Consider the following 19496-nt stretch of genomic DNA (forward strand, 5'->3'; position numbering starts at 1 on the left):
AGCAGAAATGATTGAAGAGAAATCAAATGACCACTTTCAACGCTGAAGTACGTAAAGAGCAGGGTAAGGGTGCGAGCCGCCGTCTGCGTGTAGCAAATAAATTCCCAGCCATCATCTATGGCGGAAACGAAGCGCCAGTTGCTATCGAACTGGACCACGACCAGGTTATGAACCTGCAGGCTAAGCCTGAGTTCTACACCGACGTGCTGACCATCGTTGTTGATGGTAAAGAAGTTAAAGTTAAGGCTCAGGCGGTGCAACGTCACCCGTTCAAGCCAAAACTGCACCACATCGACTTCGTTCGCGCTTAATCGCCAACGAGTTGAAAAGAGAACGCCGCTTACGCGGCGTTTTTTTTGCCTGAAAATCAGTTACCGCCGGTTCGGCGCTGTAACTGATCGCGCAGATTAGGTGGTGTGCCTTTGATTGTCAGGGTATCGGTCGCGGGATCCCAAAAAATGCGCTCGCCCAGTAGCATGGCATCAAAATTCAGCGTCAGGCCGCCACCGCTGCCAGCAAACTTGGTCAACTGGCGCAATGTGCTACGGTCAGCCGGGAAATGCTCTTCCAACTCGTACCCCTGCTCCTGGGTAAAGGCCTGGAAGGTTTTCTCTCCCAGTGGCGGCAGTTCACTGGACAAATCTTCCAGCGCAATCTCCTCACCTGCCTGCAGTTGATCATTGCAGTAGCTGTAAACCTGCTGACGATAGTTCTGGCGCTCGTTCTTATCGAGATTCGATTCCGCGCAGTAATCATCTACCGCCTGCAGCAACCCCCGGTTCTGTGCTTTGGTATCGAGGCCAACGCTGGCACCGAGGAAATCCATAAAGAAATCGGCCACTTTGCGCCCGACACGTCCACGCAGGAAGGTCAGATATCGGGTGGATTCTGGGTTGGTTTCCCATTCAGTGAGGTCAATACGCGCCACAATATCCGCATGATTGATATCAAGATAATGGGTGCTGCTGATATCCAGTTGCTCATTGACGCGCATACTCGACTGGCTGCTCAGCATCGCCACCAGCAAATACTCCACCGCCAGATAGCGATAGTGCAGGAATAGCACCACGCCACTTTCCGCAAACGGATATTTGCCCAGCTCATCACGCAGACGCCCGGTCGCGGCGCGGCTAAAGGCCAGAAAGTCATCTTCCCCTTTGCGGCAATTGCGCAGCGCATCGGCCAGTTCACTCTCTTCATTAAACAGGCCATAGGCTTTGCTTTTGGCGCTGTACACCCGATGCAGCTCCTCTGCCATCTCTTCTACCGCACGGGTAGTCGGCAGTAATGTGTCACGCAGGACCAGCTCAAGCTGATTTTCATCACGTTTAACTAACTGATGCAGGGCAATCTGGTCGATATCCAGACTCATGGTAGACTCTCCTTTGGGCTCAGGCGCGTATTCAAACACCGCCCGCCGCTGCTTTCAACTCCACGCACAAACTGATCGCTCTGCTTGCGATTTAATTGCGGAAAAAAGCGCGTTGTTACGGTAATATACCGCCTTTTCACACTTGATTAGTCGACGATATGCCACAATCATCCCGTTATAGCGACGAGCGCGTAGAGAAGCTTCTCGCGCAGATGGCGCAGATTCTTGAAAAAGACAAAGCGCCAACCGACCTTTCCCTGATGGTGTTAGGGAACATGGTAACCAATTTGATTAACACCAGTGTCTCGCCGGCCCAGCGCCGCAGCCTGGCGAAATCTTTCGCGGAAGCGTTGCAGTCTTCCGTTCGCGATGACAACGCCCACTAAATTGCAGATCTGACCTCATAAATATGGTAACCAACCGGCAGCGCTACCGCGAAAAAGTCTCCCAGATGATCAGCTGGGGGCACTGGTTTGCTCTGTTTAATATCATCTTCGCGCTGATTTTAGGCAGCCGCTATCTGTTGGTCGCCGACTGGCCTGCGTCACTCGCGGGTCGTATTTATGCCTATACCAGTTGGATTGGTCACTTTAGCTTTATCGTGTTCGCCGGTTATCTGCTGGTGATTTTTCCGCTCACCTTTGTGGTGATGTCACAGCGATTGCTTAGGGTGCTGTCGGCGATTATCGCCACTGCCGGGCTGACGCTGATTATGGTCGATAGCGCGGTATTCAACCGCTTCCACCTCCATCTGAATCCGGTGGTGTGGGAGTTAGTCATCAACCCCGACCAAAGCGAGATGGCGCGCGACTGGCAGCTGATGTTTATTAGCGTACCGGTCATCTTCCTCGTGGAGATGTTGTTTGCCACCTGGAGCTGGCAGAAGCTGCGCAGCCTGAATCGACGCTCATTTGGTAAGCCGCTGGCCGCGCTGTTTATCTGTGCTTTCTTTGCCAGCCATCTGTTGTATATCTGGGCCGATGCCAATTTCTATCGCCCGATTACCATGCAGCGCGCCAATCTGCCGCTCTCCTATCCGATGACCGCGCGACGTTTTCTTGAACGTCATGGCTTGCTGGATGCGCAGGAGTATCAGCGTCGTCTGGTGCAACAGGGTGATCCTGAGGCGCTGTCAGTGCAGTATCCGCTGAGTGATATCACCTTCCGCGATGGCGGCACGCGGCACAACCTGCTGCTGCTGACCGTTGATGGTTTGAGTCATGACAATCTGGATAAGGCACTGCCATCGCTGAATCAGTTTGCCAGTGACAACGTACGTTTTACCCAACACTACAGTGCCGGGATTGCGCCGGAAAAAGGCATGTTCGGTCTGTTCTACGGCATCTCCTCCAGCTATATGGACGGCGTACTTGCTGCGCGCATGCCTTCGGCATTACTTGGTGCGCTGAATTCGCAGGGGTATCAGTTTGGTCTGTTCTCCTCCGACGGCTTCAGCCAGCCCTTGTATCGCCAGGCGCTGTTAGCGGATTACAGCCTGCCAGAGGCGGATGCTCAGCCGAACAGCACGACGGTGAACCAATGGCAAAACTGGCTCAACGGCCAGAAAGCCGAGGGTGCGCCCTGGTTCTCATGGATTTCACTTGATGGCGTCAACGTGACTGGCGAAAGCATTAAAGCGCGTCAGCGCAGCTATTTGCGCCAGGCTAACAGCGTTGATGAGCAAATTGCGGCCGTGCTACAGACGTTGCAGCAACGCGATTTGCTCAAAAATACCGTGGTGGTGATTACCGCCCAGCGTGCGGTTACGCCGGATAATGATGATAATCCGGGCAACCGTGCAACGTTACGGGTGCCTCTTGTGGTGCACTGGCCGAATACGCCGGCGCAGACCATCGATCGTCTGACCGACCAGCAGGATGTGATGACGACGTTAATGCAACGTCTGCTACATGTGCGCACCAATCCGGCCAACTATTCACAGGGGGAAGACCTGTTTGCTGCTCAGCGCAGCCACAACTGGGTCGCCAGTAGTGAAGAGGGCAAACTGGTGGTGACAACGCCAACCGTGACGCTGGTGCTGAATAACAACGGCAGTTACAGCGCCTACGATGCTCAGGGTAACAAACTGAAGGATCACAAACCGCAGCTGGCATTACTGCTACAGGTATTGACGGAAGAGAAGCGCTTTACCGCAAACTGATTAATTATGAGGCAGTTAAAACCTGCGCATATTGCAATCGTGAGCGGAACCAGTAGACTACTTCTCCACGTTCGGCACGTAGCGCAGCCTGGTAGCGCACGGTCATGGGGTGTCCGGGGTCGGAGGTTCAAATCCTCTCGTGCCGACCAAAATCCCAAAAAAAGCAGCCCTTGTGGCTGCTTTTTTGCTTTCTGAAGGCGCCGCTAGGCATTGTTACGTTGCGCCAGCCACTCGTCACGCGTCAGCTCCCAGGTTCCCGCCTCTAACTCGCCTTCCACGAAGGTTTTGCGATAGGTCTCGACTAAGCGCATGCCGGTGCGTTCTGAGATGCGACGAGAAGCCAGATTATCCATTGCCTTGGGCACACGCAGACGCGTCTGATCGAGATGGATAAACCAGAATTCGGTAACTGCTGCACAGGCTTCACTCATCAATCCCTGCTTCTGCCATTCGGGCACCAACCAGAATCCCCGGTTATCTTCCGGCCCCAGACGTAGTGAGATTAAACCAATCAGACTGTTGGGATCAGATCGATGGCGAAGGCTCCAGTGCCACGCCTGCCCTGCTTTCATTGCAGGCAGCGCCATACCCTCAATATATTGACGGGCGCCATCAGCGGGATAAGGCCAGGGCACAGAACCGATCAGATGCCGCACGATTTCCCAGCGCGGGAAAACCTGCTGTACCTGAATCGCATCTTCGCTTCGCAGCGGTTGCAGCAGTAAACGGGGCGTTTCCAGACGCGGTATTTCCATAACAACCTCCTTGGTTTACCCATTCAGTATTATCGTAAAACGGCCTGAGTGGAAAATCTTCTCCGAAATAATCAGTCAGTTACCGAAAGCAATCAAAGCGGAGCGGGATCACATTTTTCGTCAAATATGACAGCATTTCATCTGATTGAAACAAAACTGTCATACAGTTTAATTACTCTTATCTTTCCTGTTTTTCGATGGACACTTATTATGGTCATCAAAGCTAAAAACCTGCAGGACGCGGAAGAACTCCTGCATTCAGGTATCAGTAAAGTTGAACTGGCTTACGATATCGGCAGCGACGATTTTTTCCGCCTGGCTTCGCGGTGGTGTGACCGCGGTGCGCGTATAACCAAAGGCAACGAGCACTTTGTGGTACAGATCAAAGGCATGTCGATTCCGCCTAATCACTAAACGTGGGTGAGCCGCTTTGGCTTGCTCTTTTCACGGCTGACGGGTAAAAATAGCGTTTTAACCGTCAGCCGTGATGCTTAATGTTTGCTTCTGAAATTCCCCTGGCACTGCCCCCCTCTCCGTTTATCACCGCTGCGGCTATGACAAGCTCTCCGCTCCCTATTGCGTGGTGTGAATTTAATCAGCAGGCATGGCACAGCGATCTGCATCAACACTGGCAGCTCCCGCTACCACTGGCGCTACACAGTGCCGTCACCAAGCGTAAAGCTGAGCATTTAGCCAGTCGCTGGCTGGCGCAGCAGATGCTGGCGCGCTACGCGATGCCTGACTTTATCCTGCGTAATGCGCCCGATCGCTCGCCTGTATGGCCGGTGGGGATTCAGGCCTCACTCTCGCATTCGCAGCAAATGGCCGTCATCGCGGCAACACAGGCGCCCCTGTGCATAGGCGTTGATGTCGAGCAAGTGATGGCAGAACAGACCGCAGAGGAAACGGCGGAGATGCTGATGAGCCGTGCAGAGCGTCAACGGTTAACCGCCGCTGCACTGCCGTTTGCAGCGGCGGCCACTTTGCTGTTTTCACTGAAAGAGAGTGTCTATAAAGCGTTGTGGCCACGGTTGCATCAGCCGATGGATTTTCTGCACGCGGAGTTGCTGGAGTGGGATTTGACGCAAGGCCGCGCCACGCTCACGTTGACGCAGGACTTTTCACGCGAGTTTAACGCCGGTACTCGCCTGCAGGCGCACTTCTGGCGACGCGGCGACCGCGTTATCACGCTGATCGCTCATCCCCTGAATAACCAAAAAAAAACCGGCTCAGAATCAATCTAAGCCGGTGACAACACAAGACGACAGAAGTGTTCCAGGGAGACAGAGACGAGGAATCTCTGTTGAAACTCAGCTTACTCGCCTGGCAACACCTTGCCCAATAAGGCTTTTTGCTAAGCTTTTTCGACAGATGTTAATGGCCGGTGTCGGTGCGCTTCACCGCATCCAGCGTAGCCATCTCACGTTCGTTACCGGTGAGTTCACTTAGCTGGCCTTCGCGCATCTCCAGCAAGCGGTCGGCGTGAATGAAGTAGTGATCATCATGACTAATAGCAAACACGGTTTTGCCAGATTCCTGCAGCCAGGGCAGCAGTTCGCGGTAGAAGATGCGGCGGAAATGCGGGTCCTGATCGGCAGCCCACTCATCCAGCAGCAAGATGTCGCGTTCCTCTGCCGCTGCCAGCAGCAGCGCCAGTCGCTTACTTTGTCCTTTAGAGAGCTGCAGATTCAGCACCTTATTGCCCTGTAGCTTCAGTTTGTCCTGCATCTTCAGGCGTTCCAGCCACTGCTGCACCAGCCCAGGATTGGCTGGCTGACCGCCGTGGCCGATCAGGCGATCAAACAAATGCACATCGGTAAATACCGCCGAGAAGTGTTTACGGTAAGCATCGAGGTTGTGCCAGTCGACCACTTTGCCATCCAGCAGCAAACTGCCCGATTGTGGCTGGTACAGGCCGGTCAGCAACATCGCCAGCGTTGACTTGCCACTGCCGTTACCCCCAATCAGGAACACTAACTCGCCGCGACGCAGCGTCAGATTAATCGGGCCAACCTGGAAACCGTGCTCACCATAATGGAAGCAGACATCGCGCAGTTCCAGCGTTTGCCAGTCACTCACCTGCGGCAGTGCTTTGAACTGTGCATCATAAGGTGCGAGATCGAAGGTGTTGATTTTGCGGAAGGCGACCTGCGCACTGAGCAAGGTCGGCAAGGCACCCACCGCCGCCAGTAACGGCGTGCGCAGGAACAGCAGCGTCAGTGAATAGGTGGCGGCCACCGCCGTGTTCGCCCAACCCAGACCGTTAGCCATAAAGAACACAATGCCAATCGCACCCAGCATCATGATATTTGACCAGTTAACCGCGCTGAGATGGAAGGTATCGGCACGAACAATATGATGACGATAGCTTGTGGCGTTTTCCTGATAGACGTTGTCGTAAATCAGTTGAGCGCGCTCGCGGTTAAGCTGTAGCTCTTTGCGTCCTTCAATAATGGTCTGGAAATCACGATAGAGATCGTCTTCGATTTCACGCAGCTTCGCCATGTGTTGATAAACGCGTGACACCAGCAGCCAGCCGCCAACCAGCGTGATCACTAACCACAGCGAGGTGATCAGCAGCATTTTAGGTGACAGCCACGCCAGATAGAGCGCGGAACCCAGGGTAATAATGATGCCCTGAATCAGTTCCGGCAGGCGGACAAAGGCGATGGTGATGGCACGCACATCACTGGTGAGTCCCGCCAGCAGTTGCGCGTTACCTATCTGCTCAATGCGTTCGACGCGTGTATCGAGGATACGTTTGATGAATTCGCCGCGCAGGCGCCAGACAAAGTGATGACCAAGCTGAGTCAACGCCAGTTGCGATCCCAGCGTCACGGCCATCAGCAGAAACAGCTGCCCCAGAAAGCTCGGCAGCACAGAAATCGAGGTATTCACCGCGACGATCAGCTCGTTATTGATATAGGCGATTAAGCCGATGCCGAGCGCGGCGCTTAACAACGTCAGCAGAATGACGCCAATAAAAGGCCAGCGATACTGGCGATAAACCACATGCAGCAATGCCATTAACAGATTCCGGAGGTCAACCAAGCAGCCTGCAGTTTAATGGCGCTCCGGATGATAGCAAGATTAATTCTCATTCACCGCGCCGTTAGTGGGCGCGGCGGAAAGTGAGATTAAAGCGAAAGGCGCCCGCTGCCGGGTGAATACCGGGTTTGAGCGGCAGAATGCCGTGATAACGCAGGCGTGAGGGGCCGCCCCACACCACGATATCACCGTGCTCCAGCAGCACCCGCTGCGTGGCATCACCGCGCTCAAAACCACCAAACTGGAACACCGCTGGCAGGCCTAATGACACTGAAACAATCGGCTGACGCAGATCCTTCTCGTCTTTATCCTGATGCAGCGTGAGTTTGGCACCGGGTTCATAGCGGTTGATTAAGCAGGCATCCGGGTTAAAGCCGGAAAAACCCGCTTCCTGCGCGGTTTGCTGCGCCAGCGTGCGGAACAGCGCAGGCATCGGCGGCCATTTGTGCCCACTGGCATTATCCTGCTCCGTGTATTGGTAGCCGCGCGAATCCGTTGACCAGCCTAAGTCGCCACAGTTGGTCATTGCCACCGACATGCGATGCCCGCCCGGCGTGATGCGGTGAGCAAAGGGATTTTGCCCGGCAATCTCCTGTATCGCCGCCAGCAATGCGTCCGCTTCATCGCGCGCGCGGCGGCGTAAAATCACCGCGCCTTCCGCTAACGGTTCCTGCCAGGGTGCTTCTTCACTAAACAGATCCAACATCTGCGCCTCCTGCCGTTATTTGCTTTCCTGATCGATCAGGAAGGATTTGAACTGGGGTGACATCCAGTGCGTAAAGCCGTCACCCTGCTTGCTGATCAGATAAACCGCCAAATGTTCCTTGATTGCCAACGCTTGTGCCCGTTCGCTGCCCAGCACCATCAACCCGGTATCCCAGCCATCGGCTTCCAGCGCGGTAGTCGCAATCACGGTGGCCGACACCAGTTTATGTTCGATGGGGCGTCCGGTCGCGGGATCGATCACGTGCGAAATGCGTTTGCCGTCCAGTTCATAATAGTTGCGATAGCTGCCTGAGGTGCTGATTCCGTGCCCCTGTAAGTCAACGCGCGCTTCGACGGCGTTTTCACGATCGGTGGGTTTCTGGATCGCCACACGCCAGGGTTGGTTACTGGCATTCTGCCCACGGGTTAACACCGCGCCGCCCACCGACACCAGATAGTCGGTAATGCCCTGCTGCTCCATCAATCGTGCCAGATGATCGGTGGCATATCCTTCCCCCATGGTCGAAAGGTCGACATCCAGCGCGGGCAGATCTTTCTGCAACCACTGCCCCTCTACGCTCTGGATCACATGCAGATGTTGTAAGCCGGTTTGCGCTTTCGCTGCATCAATCTGCGTCTGGCTCGGAGTGTGCGCAGGCTGTTTGGTGGGCCCGAACCCCCACAAATTGACCAGCGGGCCGACGGTGATATCCATCGCACCCTCGGTTTTATGACCGATGCGCAGGGCTTCAACCACGATATCCGCCATATCCGCGCTCACCGGCTGCGGCTGATCACCCTGATACTGGTTGAAGCGCGACAAAACTGAATCCTGCTTCCAGGTGGAGAGTTCATGATCATCACGATCAAGCTGCTGCTGAATAGCCTGCTGCAAAGCGGCCTGCCGTTGGGGATCGACGCCCGCGACGCTGACGCGCCACTGGGTGCCCATGGTTTTCCCTTCCAGCACCAGTGCGCTACGGGAGGCCTGCTGGTCGCAGCCGAACAACGCGCTGGTCATAACACCAATTAGCAGAATATTCTTAATAATCATCACTTCCTCATCTGTAACTCATTAATTCATCCTGTTTCAAAGCATAAACCGCTTGTAAAACAGGCTAAAGCTGCTTGATGTTCATACCTGACTTGCACAGGATTGAGCGTTCAAGCCCCCCCAACCGCACAGGAGCGACAGATGATTTTTATGATTCTCGCTGTATCCGCCGTTCTGTTCATCTTCGGGACTTTCCGCTGCTGGCAACACTATCGCCATCGCCTGATTCAGCATTACCCCTCGCGCAAACGTTAAATTTTTGCACCATGGATTAATGAATATGCACCGCTTCAGCGCTGCCGGAGTGTAGCAAATCAGATTGAGGCCGCGTGGCGCTGAGAGCGGTGACCTGGCATGAATTCTGCACCGTTGAGACTGAGTTGAACATCAGCGAGGTGCAAAATGGATAAGACAAAAACCCAACAAACCTGGCAACACTGGTTGCGCTTCTCCGCGTTTACGCTGGCAGGCGTCGCAATGGAAGGCAGCACACCCACGCCCCATACGTCGGTAGTGCCCGCGCCAAAAGCCAAAAAATGGCGCCCTGTATCGTAATCTCATCACTCAGCTCGCCCAGGCCCGGATGGTCATCCGGGCGTCTTCCTGCCTTACAGTGAAACAGAGACTCTTCTGCCGCTATCGGTCAGCCGTTAAAAAAGAAAATCCCTGAGAAGTTAGCAGCATAAAGGCAGTTTAAGGCTGCACAGATAATGTTGCTGGTCGACGGTGCCATTGTGCGAATACAGAGGAGGAAACAGGCAGAGGATATCGTGGAGGTATGACAAAGTGCGTTAAATCAACAGATGCAGTAGCGGCGGCCCGAAGGCCGCCGAGGGCGCACCGTGGCGCGCCCTACCAAGCTGCAACTTAGAACTGGTAAACCAGGCCCAGTGCCACAATGTCGTCGGTGTTGATACCGGCCGCATTGGTGAAGTTGTTGTCGTCCAGCAGGTTGATCTGGTAATCAACATAGGTCGACATGTTTTTGTTGAAGTAGTAAGTCGCACCCACATCAACATATTTTTTCAGGTTCTGATCGCCGTAGTTCTGCACGTTGCCGCGAGAAGAAACGAACGCCAGGGATGGGCGCAGACCGAAGTCGAACTGGTACTGTGCCACCAATTCCCAGTTATCCGCCGTATCCGCATAACCGTATGAGGTCGCATCGCTTGAGCCAAAGCGCGTCGCGTTGTACGAACGGGTGTACATCGCGGCCAGATACACGTTGTTGGCGTCATATTTCAGGCCACCGGTGTAAGCAGAAGCTTTATCACCACGACCCAGGATAGCGCCGGTGTTCTGGTTGTTAGTACGGTCAGACTGGAACATCGCTGCACCGATACCGAAACCGGATCCGATGTCATAAGTGGTGCTCAGGCCGTAACCATCACCGTTCTCACCCAGCACATCACGGCCGCTAGAGGATTCAGTTGGGTTGTCATTTTTGCCCTGATACTGGACTGCAAAGTTCCAGCCATCCACCAGGCCAAAGAAGTTGGTGTTGCGGTAGGTCGCCATACCGTTACCGCGCTGGAACATGTAGTTGTCCGCGCCGTAGGTATCGCCACCGAACTCTGGCAATACGTCAGTCCAGCCCGAAACATCATAGATCACGCCATAGTTACGACCGTAGTCGAATGAACCGGCATCACCGAATTTCACACCGGCAAAGCCGACACGCGTAAAGCTGTTGGCGGTGCCTTCGTTTTCAGAGGTGTTAAGGGCAGCCTGATATTCCCACTGGCCGTAACCGGTCAGTTGGTCTGTGACCTGAGTTTCACCTTTGAAACCGAAACGCAGGTAAGACTGATCACCGTCTGAACCTGAGTTGTCGGAGAAATAGTGCAGACCATCGACTTTACCGTAGAGGTCTAATTTGTTGCCATCTTTGTTGTAAATTTCAGCTGCGCTTGCTGAACCTGCAACCAGCAATGCAGGGATCATCAGGGAGAGAACGCGACGTTTCATTTTATTACCCTCTTTAATGTGCCTTTATTTATGCCACTGCAAACTGAACGATTAAAAATTCAGCCGGCAAGCCATTGTTATTTTATACGGGGCAATAATCTATCACGAAAATGATACTAAATTTCCAAAAGTGTTTCATTGTATTTAATAGTTATTTCCAAATGTAAACATCGTGGAACTAATAATCAGCACGGATCAACAAAGAATACAGCACATATTGGTAATCGATTATTTATCCATTTAATAACAACAATTTAAATTGACTCACCCTGCCGCACTGAATGATAAAACTAAAGTCACTTCAGCGCATACAATTACTCCCGCTATCATCATTTATTTCATTATTCCCTTCATTCACCCCGAATGAGTTGTCTTACCCTAATTCCCGCCGGACATGTTTGTCCGGCATTTTTTTGCCAAAATCACTCATCCCCGCGTAATTTTAAGTAAAGTTAGTTGATTGGGTTAAATTAACACAATCTCTCAGGCGCATTATTAGCTATTTTTAGCACTTTTTGTTCAATCGATAGCCATCATTCTGCAATGTTAATTTCTGTGCGTAATGAAGAATACTGGAATATGCACTGGCCCAGACTCTCTCCTATTAGCCTACAGGAGTCTTCTCTTATTCAATTGGTTAAGGCAAAGTGCAGCGCTGATTTATTACCGATGATGATTTTATATTCATCCTTTTCCATCGTGAAATTTCAATTTGCGACCGATTGATCGCGGCAGGAAGGCCGTGAAAGTGCCAGGAAAGTTCTGGAAAAGCGTCACGCCACGCCAAAACTCAGTAATATGCCTGTTTCTGGCGCTCATCTTTTCTGAACTCATCGGTTCTGAACTGCGGTGAGACGTCAGCTTTAATGCTAAACTTCGTCGCTTTGACGGCTATTGAAAAAGACTTTTATGACAGCACTGGACGCCGCACAGCACAATCATTTGCATCAGCGTGTCAACATGGGTACACGCATCGTCTTTCTGATCGCCGGACTTTGCATGTCGGCATGGGCGCCACTGGTTCCCTTTGCCAGCCAGCGTCTGGCACTGAGCGGCGCATCGTTAGGTGGGCTGCTGCTGTGTCTCGGTGTGGGATCGCTCGCAGCGATGCCGATTACCGGTGCGCTGATTGCCCGCGTGGGCGGCCGTCGGGTGATGTTATGTTCCACGTTAGTGGTGCTGGCGATCCTGCCACTGCTCACTCTGCTAAATGTGATGTGGTTGATGGCTGCGGCACTGATGATCTTCGGTGCCGGGTTAGGCATGCTGGATGTCGCCATGAATGTGCAGGCCGTTGAAGTGGAGAAAGCGGCACGCAAGCCGATGATGTCGGGTTTCCATGGTTTCTTCAGCCTGGGCGGGATTATTGGTGCCGGTAGCGTCAGTTTATTGCTGGCCAGTGGTCTCTCGCCCCTGCATGCTGTCGCGGTGGTGATGGTGTTAATCGTGGTGCTGCTGGTGATCAGCCTGCCAACGTTAATGACTGAACGGTTGCATCAGCCCGATCAACCCTGGCTGGTGATCCCACGCGGTTGGGTCGCTTTCCTGGGGTTACTGTGCTTCATTCTGTTTTTGGCAGAAGGCGCGGTGCTTGACTGGAGCGCACTGCTGTTACTGCAAAACACAGAGATGGACGTAGCACATGCGGGATTGGGCTATGCCATCTTCTCCGTGGCGATGACAATCGGCCGTCTCACCGGTGATAAAGTCATTCAACGTTTTGGTCGCTATCCCGTCATGGTCACGGGTGCATTAGCCGCTGCAGCGGGTATGACGCTGGCGGTGTTACTGCCGTGGCCACAGGTTGCACTGCTGACTTTCCTGCTGGTGGGATTCGGCTTAGCCAACACCGTGCCAATGCTGTTTAATGCGGCCGGGAATCAACACGATATGCCGTCGAATCTGGCGATTTCTGCCATGACAACATTAGGCTATGCAGGTATTCTTTCAGGTCCGGCTCTAATCGGATTTATTTCCCAGTGGCTCAGTTTGAGTGGCGCATTTTTATTGATCGCCCTGCTGCTGCTGGCCGTTGCCGCCAGTGCTCGCCTGGTGGCGCGCTAATCGCAGGATCCTGAGACACTATGCTGCCTTACAAATTTCCGCTGACCTCGGGTAACGTCACCCGCTTCTTCGTGGTGTTCAACCTGGTGCTGTTTCTGGCCCTGGGAGCTATGGTGCACAACAGTGTTAACGCCTGGCTTACTGAGAAGCGTTACGCGATGACCGATTTAGCGCGTGCCGTACAAAAACGCATCGACGCTTCGCGTTTCGCGACCTGGCAGATTTATGAAAATCTCGCCACCAGTGCGGCCGGATCTGCACCCAACACCAATCTTCTGGAAACCCGCCTGCGCCCGGATGTTTACTACCTGGAAAAGACGCGCCGTAAAACGGAGGCGCTGATCTTTGGCTCCCACGACAGCAGCACGCTGGATATGACGATGCGCATGTCCAACTACCTCGATACGCTGTGGGGTGCAGAGAATCCCACCTGGTCGATGTATTTCCTCAATGGCCAGGACAACAGCCTGATCATGATCTCGACGCTGCCATTAAAAGATATGGCAACGCGTTATAAAGAGAGCGCCATCAATACGCTGGTCGACAGCCGCCGTGCCGAGATGCTGCAACAGGCCAATGCGCTGGACGAACGTGAAAGCTTTTCACCGCTGCGCCATTTCGCCTGGCAGAACGATCACTACTTTACCCTGCGCACCACCTTCAACCAGCCTGGTCACCTCGCCACGGTGGTCGCTTTTGATCTGCCTATCAACGATTTGATCCCGCACAGCATGCCGCTGGAAAATTTCCAGTTGATTCAGGATGCCACGCAATCTTCCAGCACCAGCAGCGACGATGCCACTAGCGAAACGACATCTGTTTCACTGGCGAATCCTAATCTCGTCATTGCGGCGTCACTGCCCAGCACTTCGTTACAGTTAGTATATCGCGTGCCGCTCACCAGCCTCGCTTTGGATACCCTGCATAATCTGATGTGGCCGCTGTTGATCAATCTGGTGCTGTTACTGCTCTCGATTGCCGGCATCACCTTATTGCGTCAGCAGTCATTGCGCCCGAACGAGAACCAAAGCGCCGAGTTAGATTCGCTGCGCATGCTGAATGAAGAGATTGTTGCGAGCCTGCCGGTGGGTTTGCTGGTGTATGACTTCGCTACCAATCGCACGCTGTTGAGCAACAAGATTGCTGAGCATCTGTTACCCCATCTGAACCTGCAGAAAATCATCAATATGTCCGATCAGCATCAGGGCGTGCTGCAGGCCACCATCAACAACGAGGTGTATGAGATCCGCCACGCCCGTAGCGTGCTGTCACCGCATACTCAGCTGTTTATGATGCGCGATCAGGACCGTGAATTGCTGGTGAATAAAAAACTGCAGAAGGCACAGCAGGTGTTGGATCGTAATCATCAGATGCGTCAGCAGCTGATGCAAAATCTCGGTCACGCCCTCAACCGTCCGCTGGAGAGTATGGTGGCGCAACTGGTGCAACTCAGCCAGCGTGATGAAGACGAAAGCGTGCTGGATTTGCTTGATGAAAGTCAGGGCCTGTCTCGTTTGGTTGATGACATTGTATTGCTGAACCGCCTGGAAGCACACGACTGGTCGCCGGATGCTAGCGTGTTCAATTTGCAGGAGTTGCTGGATGACATCGCGCTGGAGAGCCTACCGCTGATGCGCCGTAAAGGGTTGGCGCTGGTAGTCAACAACCATCTGGCCAACGACGAGATGCGCTTTGGCGATCGCCGTGCACTGCGCAAAGTCATGACCACCCTGATGCACTATGCGCTCACCACCACGCAGTGGGGCAAAATTACGCTGGAGATTAAGGCCAGCGAGAACAAACCTAACTCAGTGCTGCTGCAACTGGTGGATACCGGCTCCGGCCTGAGCGTCGATGAGCTGGCGAATGTTGATTTCCCATATCTGGGTGAAACCACCCAGGATCGTTACGGTCAGGCCTCTGGCATGGCATTTTTCCTCTGCAAGCAGCTGTGCAAGCAGATGGGTGGCCAGCTGGAGATCATCGCCAAACCCGATATCGGCACACGCTATAATATTCAGTTGCCCCTCGCGCTGGAACTGCAAGGCGAGCAGGAAGAGAAGCTGCTGGAAGGTGTAACCGCACTGGTCGATATCGCCGTCGAGGATGTGCACAAAATTGTTTGCCGCCAGTTAGAAAACTGGGGAGCGAATTGCCTGACCTCTGACGAACGTTTATCCGGTCAGGATCATGATGTGCTGATCACTGACGATCCCGCCCGCCTCAATGGCTGGGCTCTGCTATTAGCCGGTGACGAAATGGGTCACCACGCATTGAACGATCAGCAATACCGGGTCAATTTCAATCTCAGCAATGCGCTGCTTGACGCGCTGCTGGCACTGATTGAAAAGCAAATGGCTCATGATTTGATGGAGGAAAGTAGTGAAGATGAGGCTGCCACGCCGCTGATGAGCGGAGGCTATTTCCAGCTGTTTACCGAGACAGTACCGCCTGATGTGAAGAGACTGTATACTGAGGCAGCGGAGAAGGATTATCCCTCGCTTGCTCAGACTGCACATCGCCTGAAAGGCGTGTTCGCCATGCTAAATCTGGTTCCAGGTAAACAGCTTTGTGAAGAGTTAGAACATCACATAAAACTATGTGAAGATTTAACCATTATAAATACCACCAGTGAAATTGACGCATACGTCAACCAACTGCTGCAGCAAGGTAACCCATAAGATGAATAACCTGAATGTAATTATTGCCGATGACCATCCGATTGTTCTGTTCGGTATCCGTAAGTCTCTGGAACAGATCGAATGGGTCAACGTTGTAGGTGAGTTTGAAGACTCAACAGCACTGATTAACAGCTTGTCCAAACTGGATGCTAACGTTCTGATTACTGATCTCTCTATGCCAGGCGAGAAATACGGTGATGGCATCACACTGATTAAGTACATCAAACGTCACTATCCGGATCTCTCAATTATCGTTCTGACCATGAACAATAACCCAGCGATCCTGAGCGCCGTATTGGATCTGGATATCGAAGGGATTGTACTGAAGCAAGGTGCACCGACCGATCTGCCAAAAGCGCTGGCAGCCCTGCAGAAAGGCAAAAAATATACGCCTGAAAGCGTGGCGAAACTGCTGGAGAAAATCAGTGCTGGCGGTTACGGAGACAAGCGTCTGTCGCCGAAAGAGAGTGAAGTTCTGCGCCTGTTTGCCGAAGGTTTCCTGGTAACGGAAATCGCTAAGAAACTGAACCGCAGTATCAAAACCATCAGTAGCCAGAAGAAATCGGCGATGATGAAACTCGGGGTGGAAAATGATATCGCCCTGCTGAATTACCTCTCTTCCGTGAGCGCGACTCAGGTTGAAAGAGATTAAGATGTAAAAAAGGCGCACTTCGGTGCGCCTGTTCTTCTGTACTACCCTTTCCTGCTTTTTCTTACCCGCTCGGCATAGATTGCCAACGTGGATTTCAACACATCAAGCGTAACAGGCTTGGATAGGCAATTATCCATCCCGGCATCCATACAGCGCTGCTTCTCTTCTGCCAACGCATTGGCCGTCACCCCAATCACCGGGAAGGCATGGCCCAACTGACGCAGGCGCTGCGTCAGGCGATAACCATCCATATTCGGCATATTGACGTCACTCAGCACAATATCAATGTGATTACGGCTTAGCACATTCAGCGCATCGACCCCATCCTGTGCAGTTTTGGTTTGATAGCCCAGTGTGCCGAGTTGCTCGGAAAGCAACATACGGTTAATCGGGTGATCATCAACAATCAATACCATAATGTCATCGTAACGGTTGGCCTCTTGCGGTGCGGCCAACTGCAACGGCGTGCTGGTTTCGCTATCAATATTGAGGCGATAGATGCGGCCAAGTAATGAAGGCAGATCGTGCAGCATCGCACTGCTCTGCACCCACTGACCCGGCGCGGTTTCCTGCGGCATGTCGATGTGCTGACCGCAGATGTGAATCTGTGCGCGCACGGCCTGTGACACCGTATCCTGATGGTCGCTAATAATCACATCGTCGCTACCGGCATTACCCTGATAATGCGCGATCGCAATGCCCTGTTGCTGCAAAAGACGCAGCAGGAAGACCGCGAGATAATCATTGCGCATATCCAGCCAGATGGCTTTTTCCTGCAAACCATCCAGCAGCGGCGGCGCAGGCTGTTGTCCAGCGTAAATGGGGATACGGATGATAAACTGGCTACCCATGCCCGGCTCAGAGTCGACCTCAATATCACCGTCCATCATGTTGATCAGCTTTTCACAGATTGCCAGACCCAGCCCGGTGCCCTGGAAGTTGCGCTGCACGCCAGAGCCCACCTGGAAGAAGGGATCGAACAGACGCGTCACTTCTTTCGCTGGAATACCGACGCCGGTATCGCGCACGCGGAAGGCTAAATACCCATCTTTGACATAGGCATGGAGAATAATGCAGCCGGTATGGGTGAACTTGATCGCATTATTCAGCAGGTTAGAAATGACCTGCTGCAGACGCATTGGATCGCCATCCATCGTCAGCGGCACATCATTTTCGATCATCACATATAACGTCAGGCGTTTACGCACCACCAGCGACAGATAGTTGCTGGCGATGTGATTGACCACCTCACGCGGCGAGAACGGCCGCGGCTCAATCTTCAGCTGCTCCGACTCAATTTTCGAGAAGTCGAGAATATCACTGATGATTTTCAGCAGCAGGCTCGATGAGTTGTTCATCGCCGTCACCAGCGATTCCACACCTTTTGGCAACGACTTGGTTTGCAGCAGGTCGAGATTACCGATGATGCCGTACAGCGGGGTGCGCAGTTCGTGACTGACGGTGGCAAGGAACATGGATTTTGACTGGCTGGCCTGCTCTGCCGCATGCGCCATCTCCTGCAATGACTGCTCCATGCGCACACGCGTTGAGACGTCCACCAGCACGCAAATCGCTACGTTTTCATTGCGATAGCGTGAATGCACAAAGCTGATTTGCAGGTTGGTATTGGTACCGGTGAGCACATCGACAAAGTTGACCTGCTGGCCCCCGATGATCTCATTGAGGCGCTGACGATCTTCCTGCGTCAGCAGCGTCAGATAGTTGTGAGCCAGTTCGTTACTCAGAATATTGGTGCCGTCGCTGGTGCGCAAAATACAGATGCCGACCGGCGCCGAAGCGACAATTTTGCGGTTGAACTGCTCGTGCTCTTCCAGCCGATGTGCGTTATCTTCCGCTGGCAGGAACATGCGGCGTTCGAATATCCATGCCAGCGTGAACAGGATCAATGCGCTGAAGATATTCAGCAACAGCGCGTTAATCAGCATCAGCTTGAGCTGATCCACCAGCACGTCAGTAGAGAGTGACCACACCACGTTAAGATTGGACGGCGGCAGCGGTTTCTTCAGGACTAACTGGCGATAGCTATCAAGATAACCAAACCAGGTGCTGTCATCCGGCAGATCGTCAAAAGAGTAGCCGGGGCCACCGCGACGCGAACTCAGCAACGGACGGTAGTTCTCATCAGTAATGGTGGCAACCAGCGGCAAGCCGCCCGGCTGAATAAATTCATCAAGACGGATATTTTGTTCCACGCCCAGCAACGCCTGTAGCTTGTTGGCCACATACACCGGCATCACCATGTAGAAATTACCGACACCAGGCTGGCTGCTCGGCGTAATCCAGTACATCGGATTACGCCGCTCTTCTTCGTTGCCGCTGCGATAGTGCAGCACCCGCTCGCGCAGGGCTTTCAGGCTCCGTTCACGATCGACTGAATTGTTGTTACCAATGGCGAAATCGGCCAGACACTGATTTTCACCCCCAATAAAGAACACACGGTTGAGTTCGTAAGCGGAGGTGAAGTTACTTTTCCAGTAGTTGATGAAGTAACCCAGCGAATCGAGCGAGTTACGCCAGGTGTTACTCATTGAAGTGCAATCACCATCAGAAAACAGCGGCGTGAACTGTGGCAAGGTACTTTTACTGGCAGGCAGGCCATTCAGCACGTCCAAACCGTTGCTACTGTTACTTAAGCGGTTTTCGGTGATGTATTTCAGTTCACGCATGACGTCGGCCGAGTGGCGTACATACCATTCCGCCTGGCCATAATTGGTGTCAAATTCCTGGCGAACCGCGTTCTCTTTTTCGTGCAGTACGTTGATGATGAAGAAGGTAGTCAGCAACGCACCCAACGTCCAAAGCAGCAGCGCCAGCGCACGGAACAGATAGCGCGAGATGCGAAGCGTAGTGCGAAAGGAGACGAGATATTTCAAAAGAGACTCACTGGCGGTAAGGGGTTGTCAGGAAGTTGAAAAGCCCTCATACACTAGCTTTATCGGCCCGAAAAAGCCAGTTGGTGCGCGACTTTGGGAGTAAAACTCAGATAAAAAAACGGCAGGTCGGTTGCCCTGACCT

The 19496-nt window shown here is 53.1% G+C and carries 16 protein-coding genes and 1 tRNA gene; 10 read left to right on the forward strand and 7 right to left on the reverse strand.

Annotated features, from left to right (window positions below):
- The first annotated feature begins 26 nt into the window (after positions 1 to 26).
- The gene (gene rplY, locus AC6I8L_RS13110; protein ID WP_058961319.1) at positions 27 to 311 is read left to right on the forward strand and encodes a 50S ribosomal protein L25; all 285 of its coding nucleotides are present in this window, start codon (positions 27 to 29) and stop codon (positions 309 to 311) included.
- A 56-nt stretch (positions 312 to 367) separates the two neighbouring features.
- Here the strand turns inward: rplY and yejK are convergent, their stop codons facing one another.
- Positions 368 to 1372, reverse strand: a complete 1005-nt coding sequence (gene yejK, locus AC6I8L_RS13115) for a nucleoid-associated protein YejK (protein ID WP_058961318.1) — start codon at positions 1370 to 1372, stop codon at positions 368 to 370.
- Between the two features lie 158 nt (positions 1373 to 1530).
- On the opposite strand from yejK, the gene AC6I8L_RS13120 reads away from it, so the two are divergent.
- The 3 genes from AC6I8L_RS13120 to AC6I8L_RS13130 all read left to right on the forward strand — a co-directional run bounded on the left by AC6I8L_RS13120 (position 1531) and on the right by AC6I8L_RS13130 (position 3682).
- Positions 1531 to 1758, forward strand: coding sequence for a YejL family protein (locus AC6I8L_RS13120; RefSeq protein ID WP_034824987.1), 228 nt, complete (start codon positions 1531 to 1533; stop codon positions 1756 to 1758).
- Between the two features lie 23 nt (positions 1759 to 1781).
- Positions 1782 to 3533: an LPS biosynthesis-modulating metalloenzyme YejM gene (yejM, locus tag AC6I8L_RS13125; protein ID WP_058961317.1), complete on the forward strand. Its 1752-nt coding sequence runs from the start codon at positions 1782 to 1784 to the stop codon at positions 3531 to 3533.
- A 72-nt stretch (positions 3534 to 3605) separates the two neighbouring features.
- A tRNA-Pro gene (locus tag AC6I8L_RS13130) sits at positions 3606 to 3682 on the forward strand.
- A gap of 54 nt (positions 3683 to 3736) precedes the next feature.
- Here the strand turns inward: AC6I8L_RS13130 and AC6I8L_RS13135 are convergent.
- Positions 3737 to 4288: a GNAT family N-acetyltransferase gene (locus AC6I8L_RS13135; protein WP_058961316.1), complete on the reverse strand. Its 552-nt coding sequence runs from the start codon at positions 4286 to 4288 to the stop codon at positions 3737 to 3739.
- A gap of 210 nt (positions 4289 to 4498) precedes the next feature.
- On the opposite strand from AC6I8L_RS13135, the gene AC6I8L_RS13140 reads away from it, so the two are divergent.
- Positions 4499 to 4702, forward strand: coding sequence for a hypothetical protein (locus AC6I8L_RS13140; RefSeq protein ID WP_034824993.1), 204 nt, complete (start codon positions 4499 to 4501; stop codon positions 4700 to 4702).
- Between the two features lie 140 nt (positions 4703 to 4842).
- Positions 4843 to 5532: a 4'-phosphopantetheinyl transferase family protein gene (locus AC6I8L_RS13145; RefSeq protein WP_479399073.1), complete on the forward strand. Its 690-nt coding sequence runs from the start codon at positions 4843 to 4845 to the stop codon at positions 5530 to 5532.
- A 130-nt stretch (positions 5533 to 5662) separates the two neighbouring features.
- Here the strand turns inward: AC6I8L_RS13145 and AC6I8L_RS13150 are convergent, their stop codons facing one another.
- From AC6I8L_RS13150 to apbE, 3 genes are all read right to left on the reverse strand, one after another.
- Positions 5663 to 7315, reverse strand: a complete 1653-nt coding sequence (locus tag AC6I8L_RS13150) for a multidrug ABC transporter permease/ATP-binding protein (RefSeq protein WP_058961314.1) — start codon at positions 7313 to 7315, stop codon at positions 5663 to 5665.
- An 85-nt stretch (positions 7316 to 7400) separates the two neighbouring features.
- Complete coding sequence (gene alkB / locus AC6I8L_RS13155) at positions 7401 to 8042, reverse strand: DNA oxidative demethylase AlkB (RefSeq protein WP_058961313.1); 642 nt, start codon at positions 8040 to 8042, stop codon at positions 7401 to 7403.
- Positions 8043 to 8057: 15 nt separating this feature from the next.
- Complete coding sequence (gene apbE, locus AC6I8L_RS13160) at positions 8058 to 9095, reverse strand: FAD:protein FMN transferase ApbE (RefSeq protein WP_058961312.1); 1038 nt, start codon at positions 9093 to 9095, stop codon at positions 8058 to 8060.
- A 402-nt stretch (positions 9096 to 9497) separates the two neighbouring features.
- Between apbE and AC6I8L_RS13165 the strand changes: the two genes are divergently transcribed.
- Complete coding sequence (locus tag AC6I8L_RS13165; protein ID WP_167347126.1) at positions 9498 to 9650, forward strand: hypothetical protein; 153 nt, start codon at positions 9498 to 9500, stop codon at positions 9648 to 9650.
- A gap of 312 nt (positions 9651 to 9962) precedes the next feature.
- Here AC6I8L_RS13165 and ompC read toward each other — a convergent pair whose 3' ends face one another.
- Entirely contained in the window at positions 9963 to 11063 is a 1101-nt protein-coding gene (ompC, locus tag AC6I8L_RS13170) for a porin OmpC (protein WP_058961311.1), read from the reverse strand.
- Positions 11064 to 11972: 909 nt separating this feature from the next.
- Here ompC and AC6I8L_RS13175 point away from each other — a divergent pair.
- From AC6I8L_RS13175 to rcsB, 3 genes are read left to right on the forward strand one after another with little or no spacing between them, the layout of a single operon-like run.
- Positions 11973 to 13127, forward strand: a complete 1155-nt coding sequence (locus tag AC6I8L_RS13175) for an MFS transporter (RefSeq protein WP_058961310.1) — start codon at positions 11973 to 11975, stop codon at positions 13125 to 13127.
- A gap of 23 nt (positions 13128 to 13150) precedes the next feature.
- The gene (rcsD, locus tag AC6I8L_RS13180) at positions 13151 to 15808 is read left to right on the forward strand and encodes a phosphotransferase RcsD (protein ID WP_058961323.1); all 2658 of its coding nucleotides are present in this window, start codon (positions 13151 to 13153) and stop codon (positions 15806 to 15808) included.
- Between the two features lies 1 nt (position 15809).
- The gene (gene rcsB, locus AC6I8L_RS13185; RefSeq protein ID WP_034825012.1) at positions 15810 to 16460 is read left to right on the forward strand and encodes a response regulator transcription factor RcsB; all 651 of its coding nucleotides are present in this window, start codon (positions 15810 to 15812) and stop codon (positions 16458 to 16460) included.
- A gap of 41 nt (positions 16461 to 16501) precedes the next feature.
- Here rcsB and rcsC read toward each other — a convergent pair whose 3' ends face one another.
- Complete coding sequence (rcsC, locus tag AC6I8L_RS13190; protein ID WP_058961309.1) at positions 16502 to 19354, reverse strand: two-component system sensor histidine kinase RcsC; 2853 nt, start codon at positions 19352 to 19354, stop codon at positions 16502 to 16504.
- Positions 19355 to 19496: the final 142 nt, after the last annotated feature.

This window comes from Type-E symbiont of Plautia stali, assembly GCF_059731115.1.

What these genes read in the sequence shown, in the direction of transcription:
- AC6I8L_RS13175 (WP_058961310.1), top strand. Translation starts at nt 11,973, where the DNA reads ATGACAGCACTGGACGCCGCACAGCACAATCATTTGCATCAGCGTGTC.
- AC6I8L_RS13135 (WP_058961316.1), bottom strand. Translation starts at nt 4,288, where the DNA reads ATGGAAATACCGCGTCTGGAAACGCCCCGTTTACTGCTGCAACCGCTG.
- rcsB (WP_034825012.1), top strand. Translation starts at nt 15,810, where the DNA reads ATGAATAACCTGAATGTAATTATTGCCGATGACCATCCGATTGTTCTG.
- apbE (WP_058961312.1), bottom strand. Translation starts at nt 9,095, where the DNA reads ATGATTATTAAGAATATTCTGCTAATTGGTGTTATGACCAGCGCGTTG.
- AC6I8L_RS13140 (WP_034824993.1), top strand. Translation starts at nt 4,499, where the DNA reads ATGGTCATCAAAGCTAAAAACCTGCAGGACGCGGAAGAACTCCTGCAT.
- AC6I8L_RS13150 (WP_058961314.1), bottom strand. Translation starts at nt 7,315, where the DNA reads ATGGCATTGCTGCATGTGGTTTATCGCCAGTATCGCTGGCCTTTTATT.
- yejK (WP_058961318.1), bottom strand. Translation starts at nt 1,372, where the DNA reads ATGAGTCTGGATATCGACCAGATTGCCCTGCATCAGTTAGTTAAACGT.
- AC6I8L_RS13120 (WP_034824987.1), top strand. Translation starts at nt 1,531, where the DNA reads ATGCCACAATCATCCCGTTATAGCGACGAGCGCGTAGAGAAGCTTCTC.
- yejM (WP_058961317.1), top strand. Translation starts at nt 1,782, where the DNA reads ATGGTAACCAACCGGCAGCGCTACCGCGAAAAAGTCTCCCAGATGATC.
- AC6I8L_RS13165 (WP_167347126.1), top strand. Translation starts at nt 9,498, where the DNA reads ATGGATAAGACAAAAACCCAACAAACCTGGCAACACTGGTTGCGCTTC.
- alkB (WP_058961313.1), bottom strand. Translation starts at nt 8,042, where the DNA reads ATGTTGGATCTGTTTAGTGAAGAAGCACCCTGGCAGGAACCGTTAGCG.
- ompC (WP_058961311.1), bottom strand. Translation starts at nt 11,063, where the DNA reads ATGAAACGTCGCGTTCTCTCCCTGATGATCCCTGCATTGCTGGTTGCA.
- AC6I8L_RS13145 (WP_479399073.1), top strand. Translation starts at nt 4,843, where the DNA reads ATGACAAGCTCTCCGCTCCCTATTGCGTGGTGTGAATTTAATCAGCAG.
- rplY (WP_058961319.1), top strand. Translation starts at nt 27, where the DNA reads ATGACCACTTTCAACGCTGAAGTACGTAAAGAGCAGGGTAAGGGTGCG.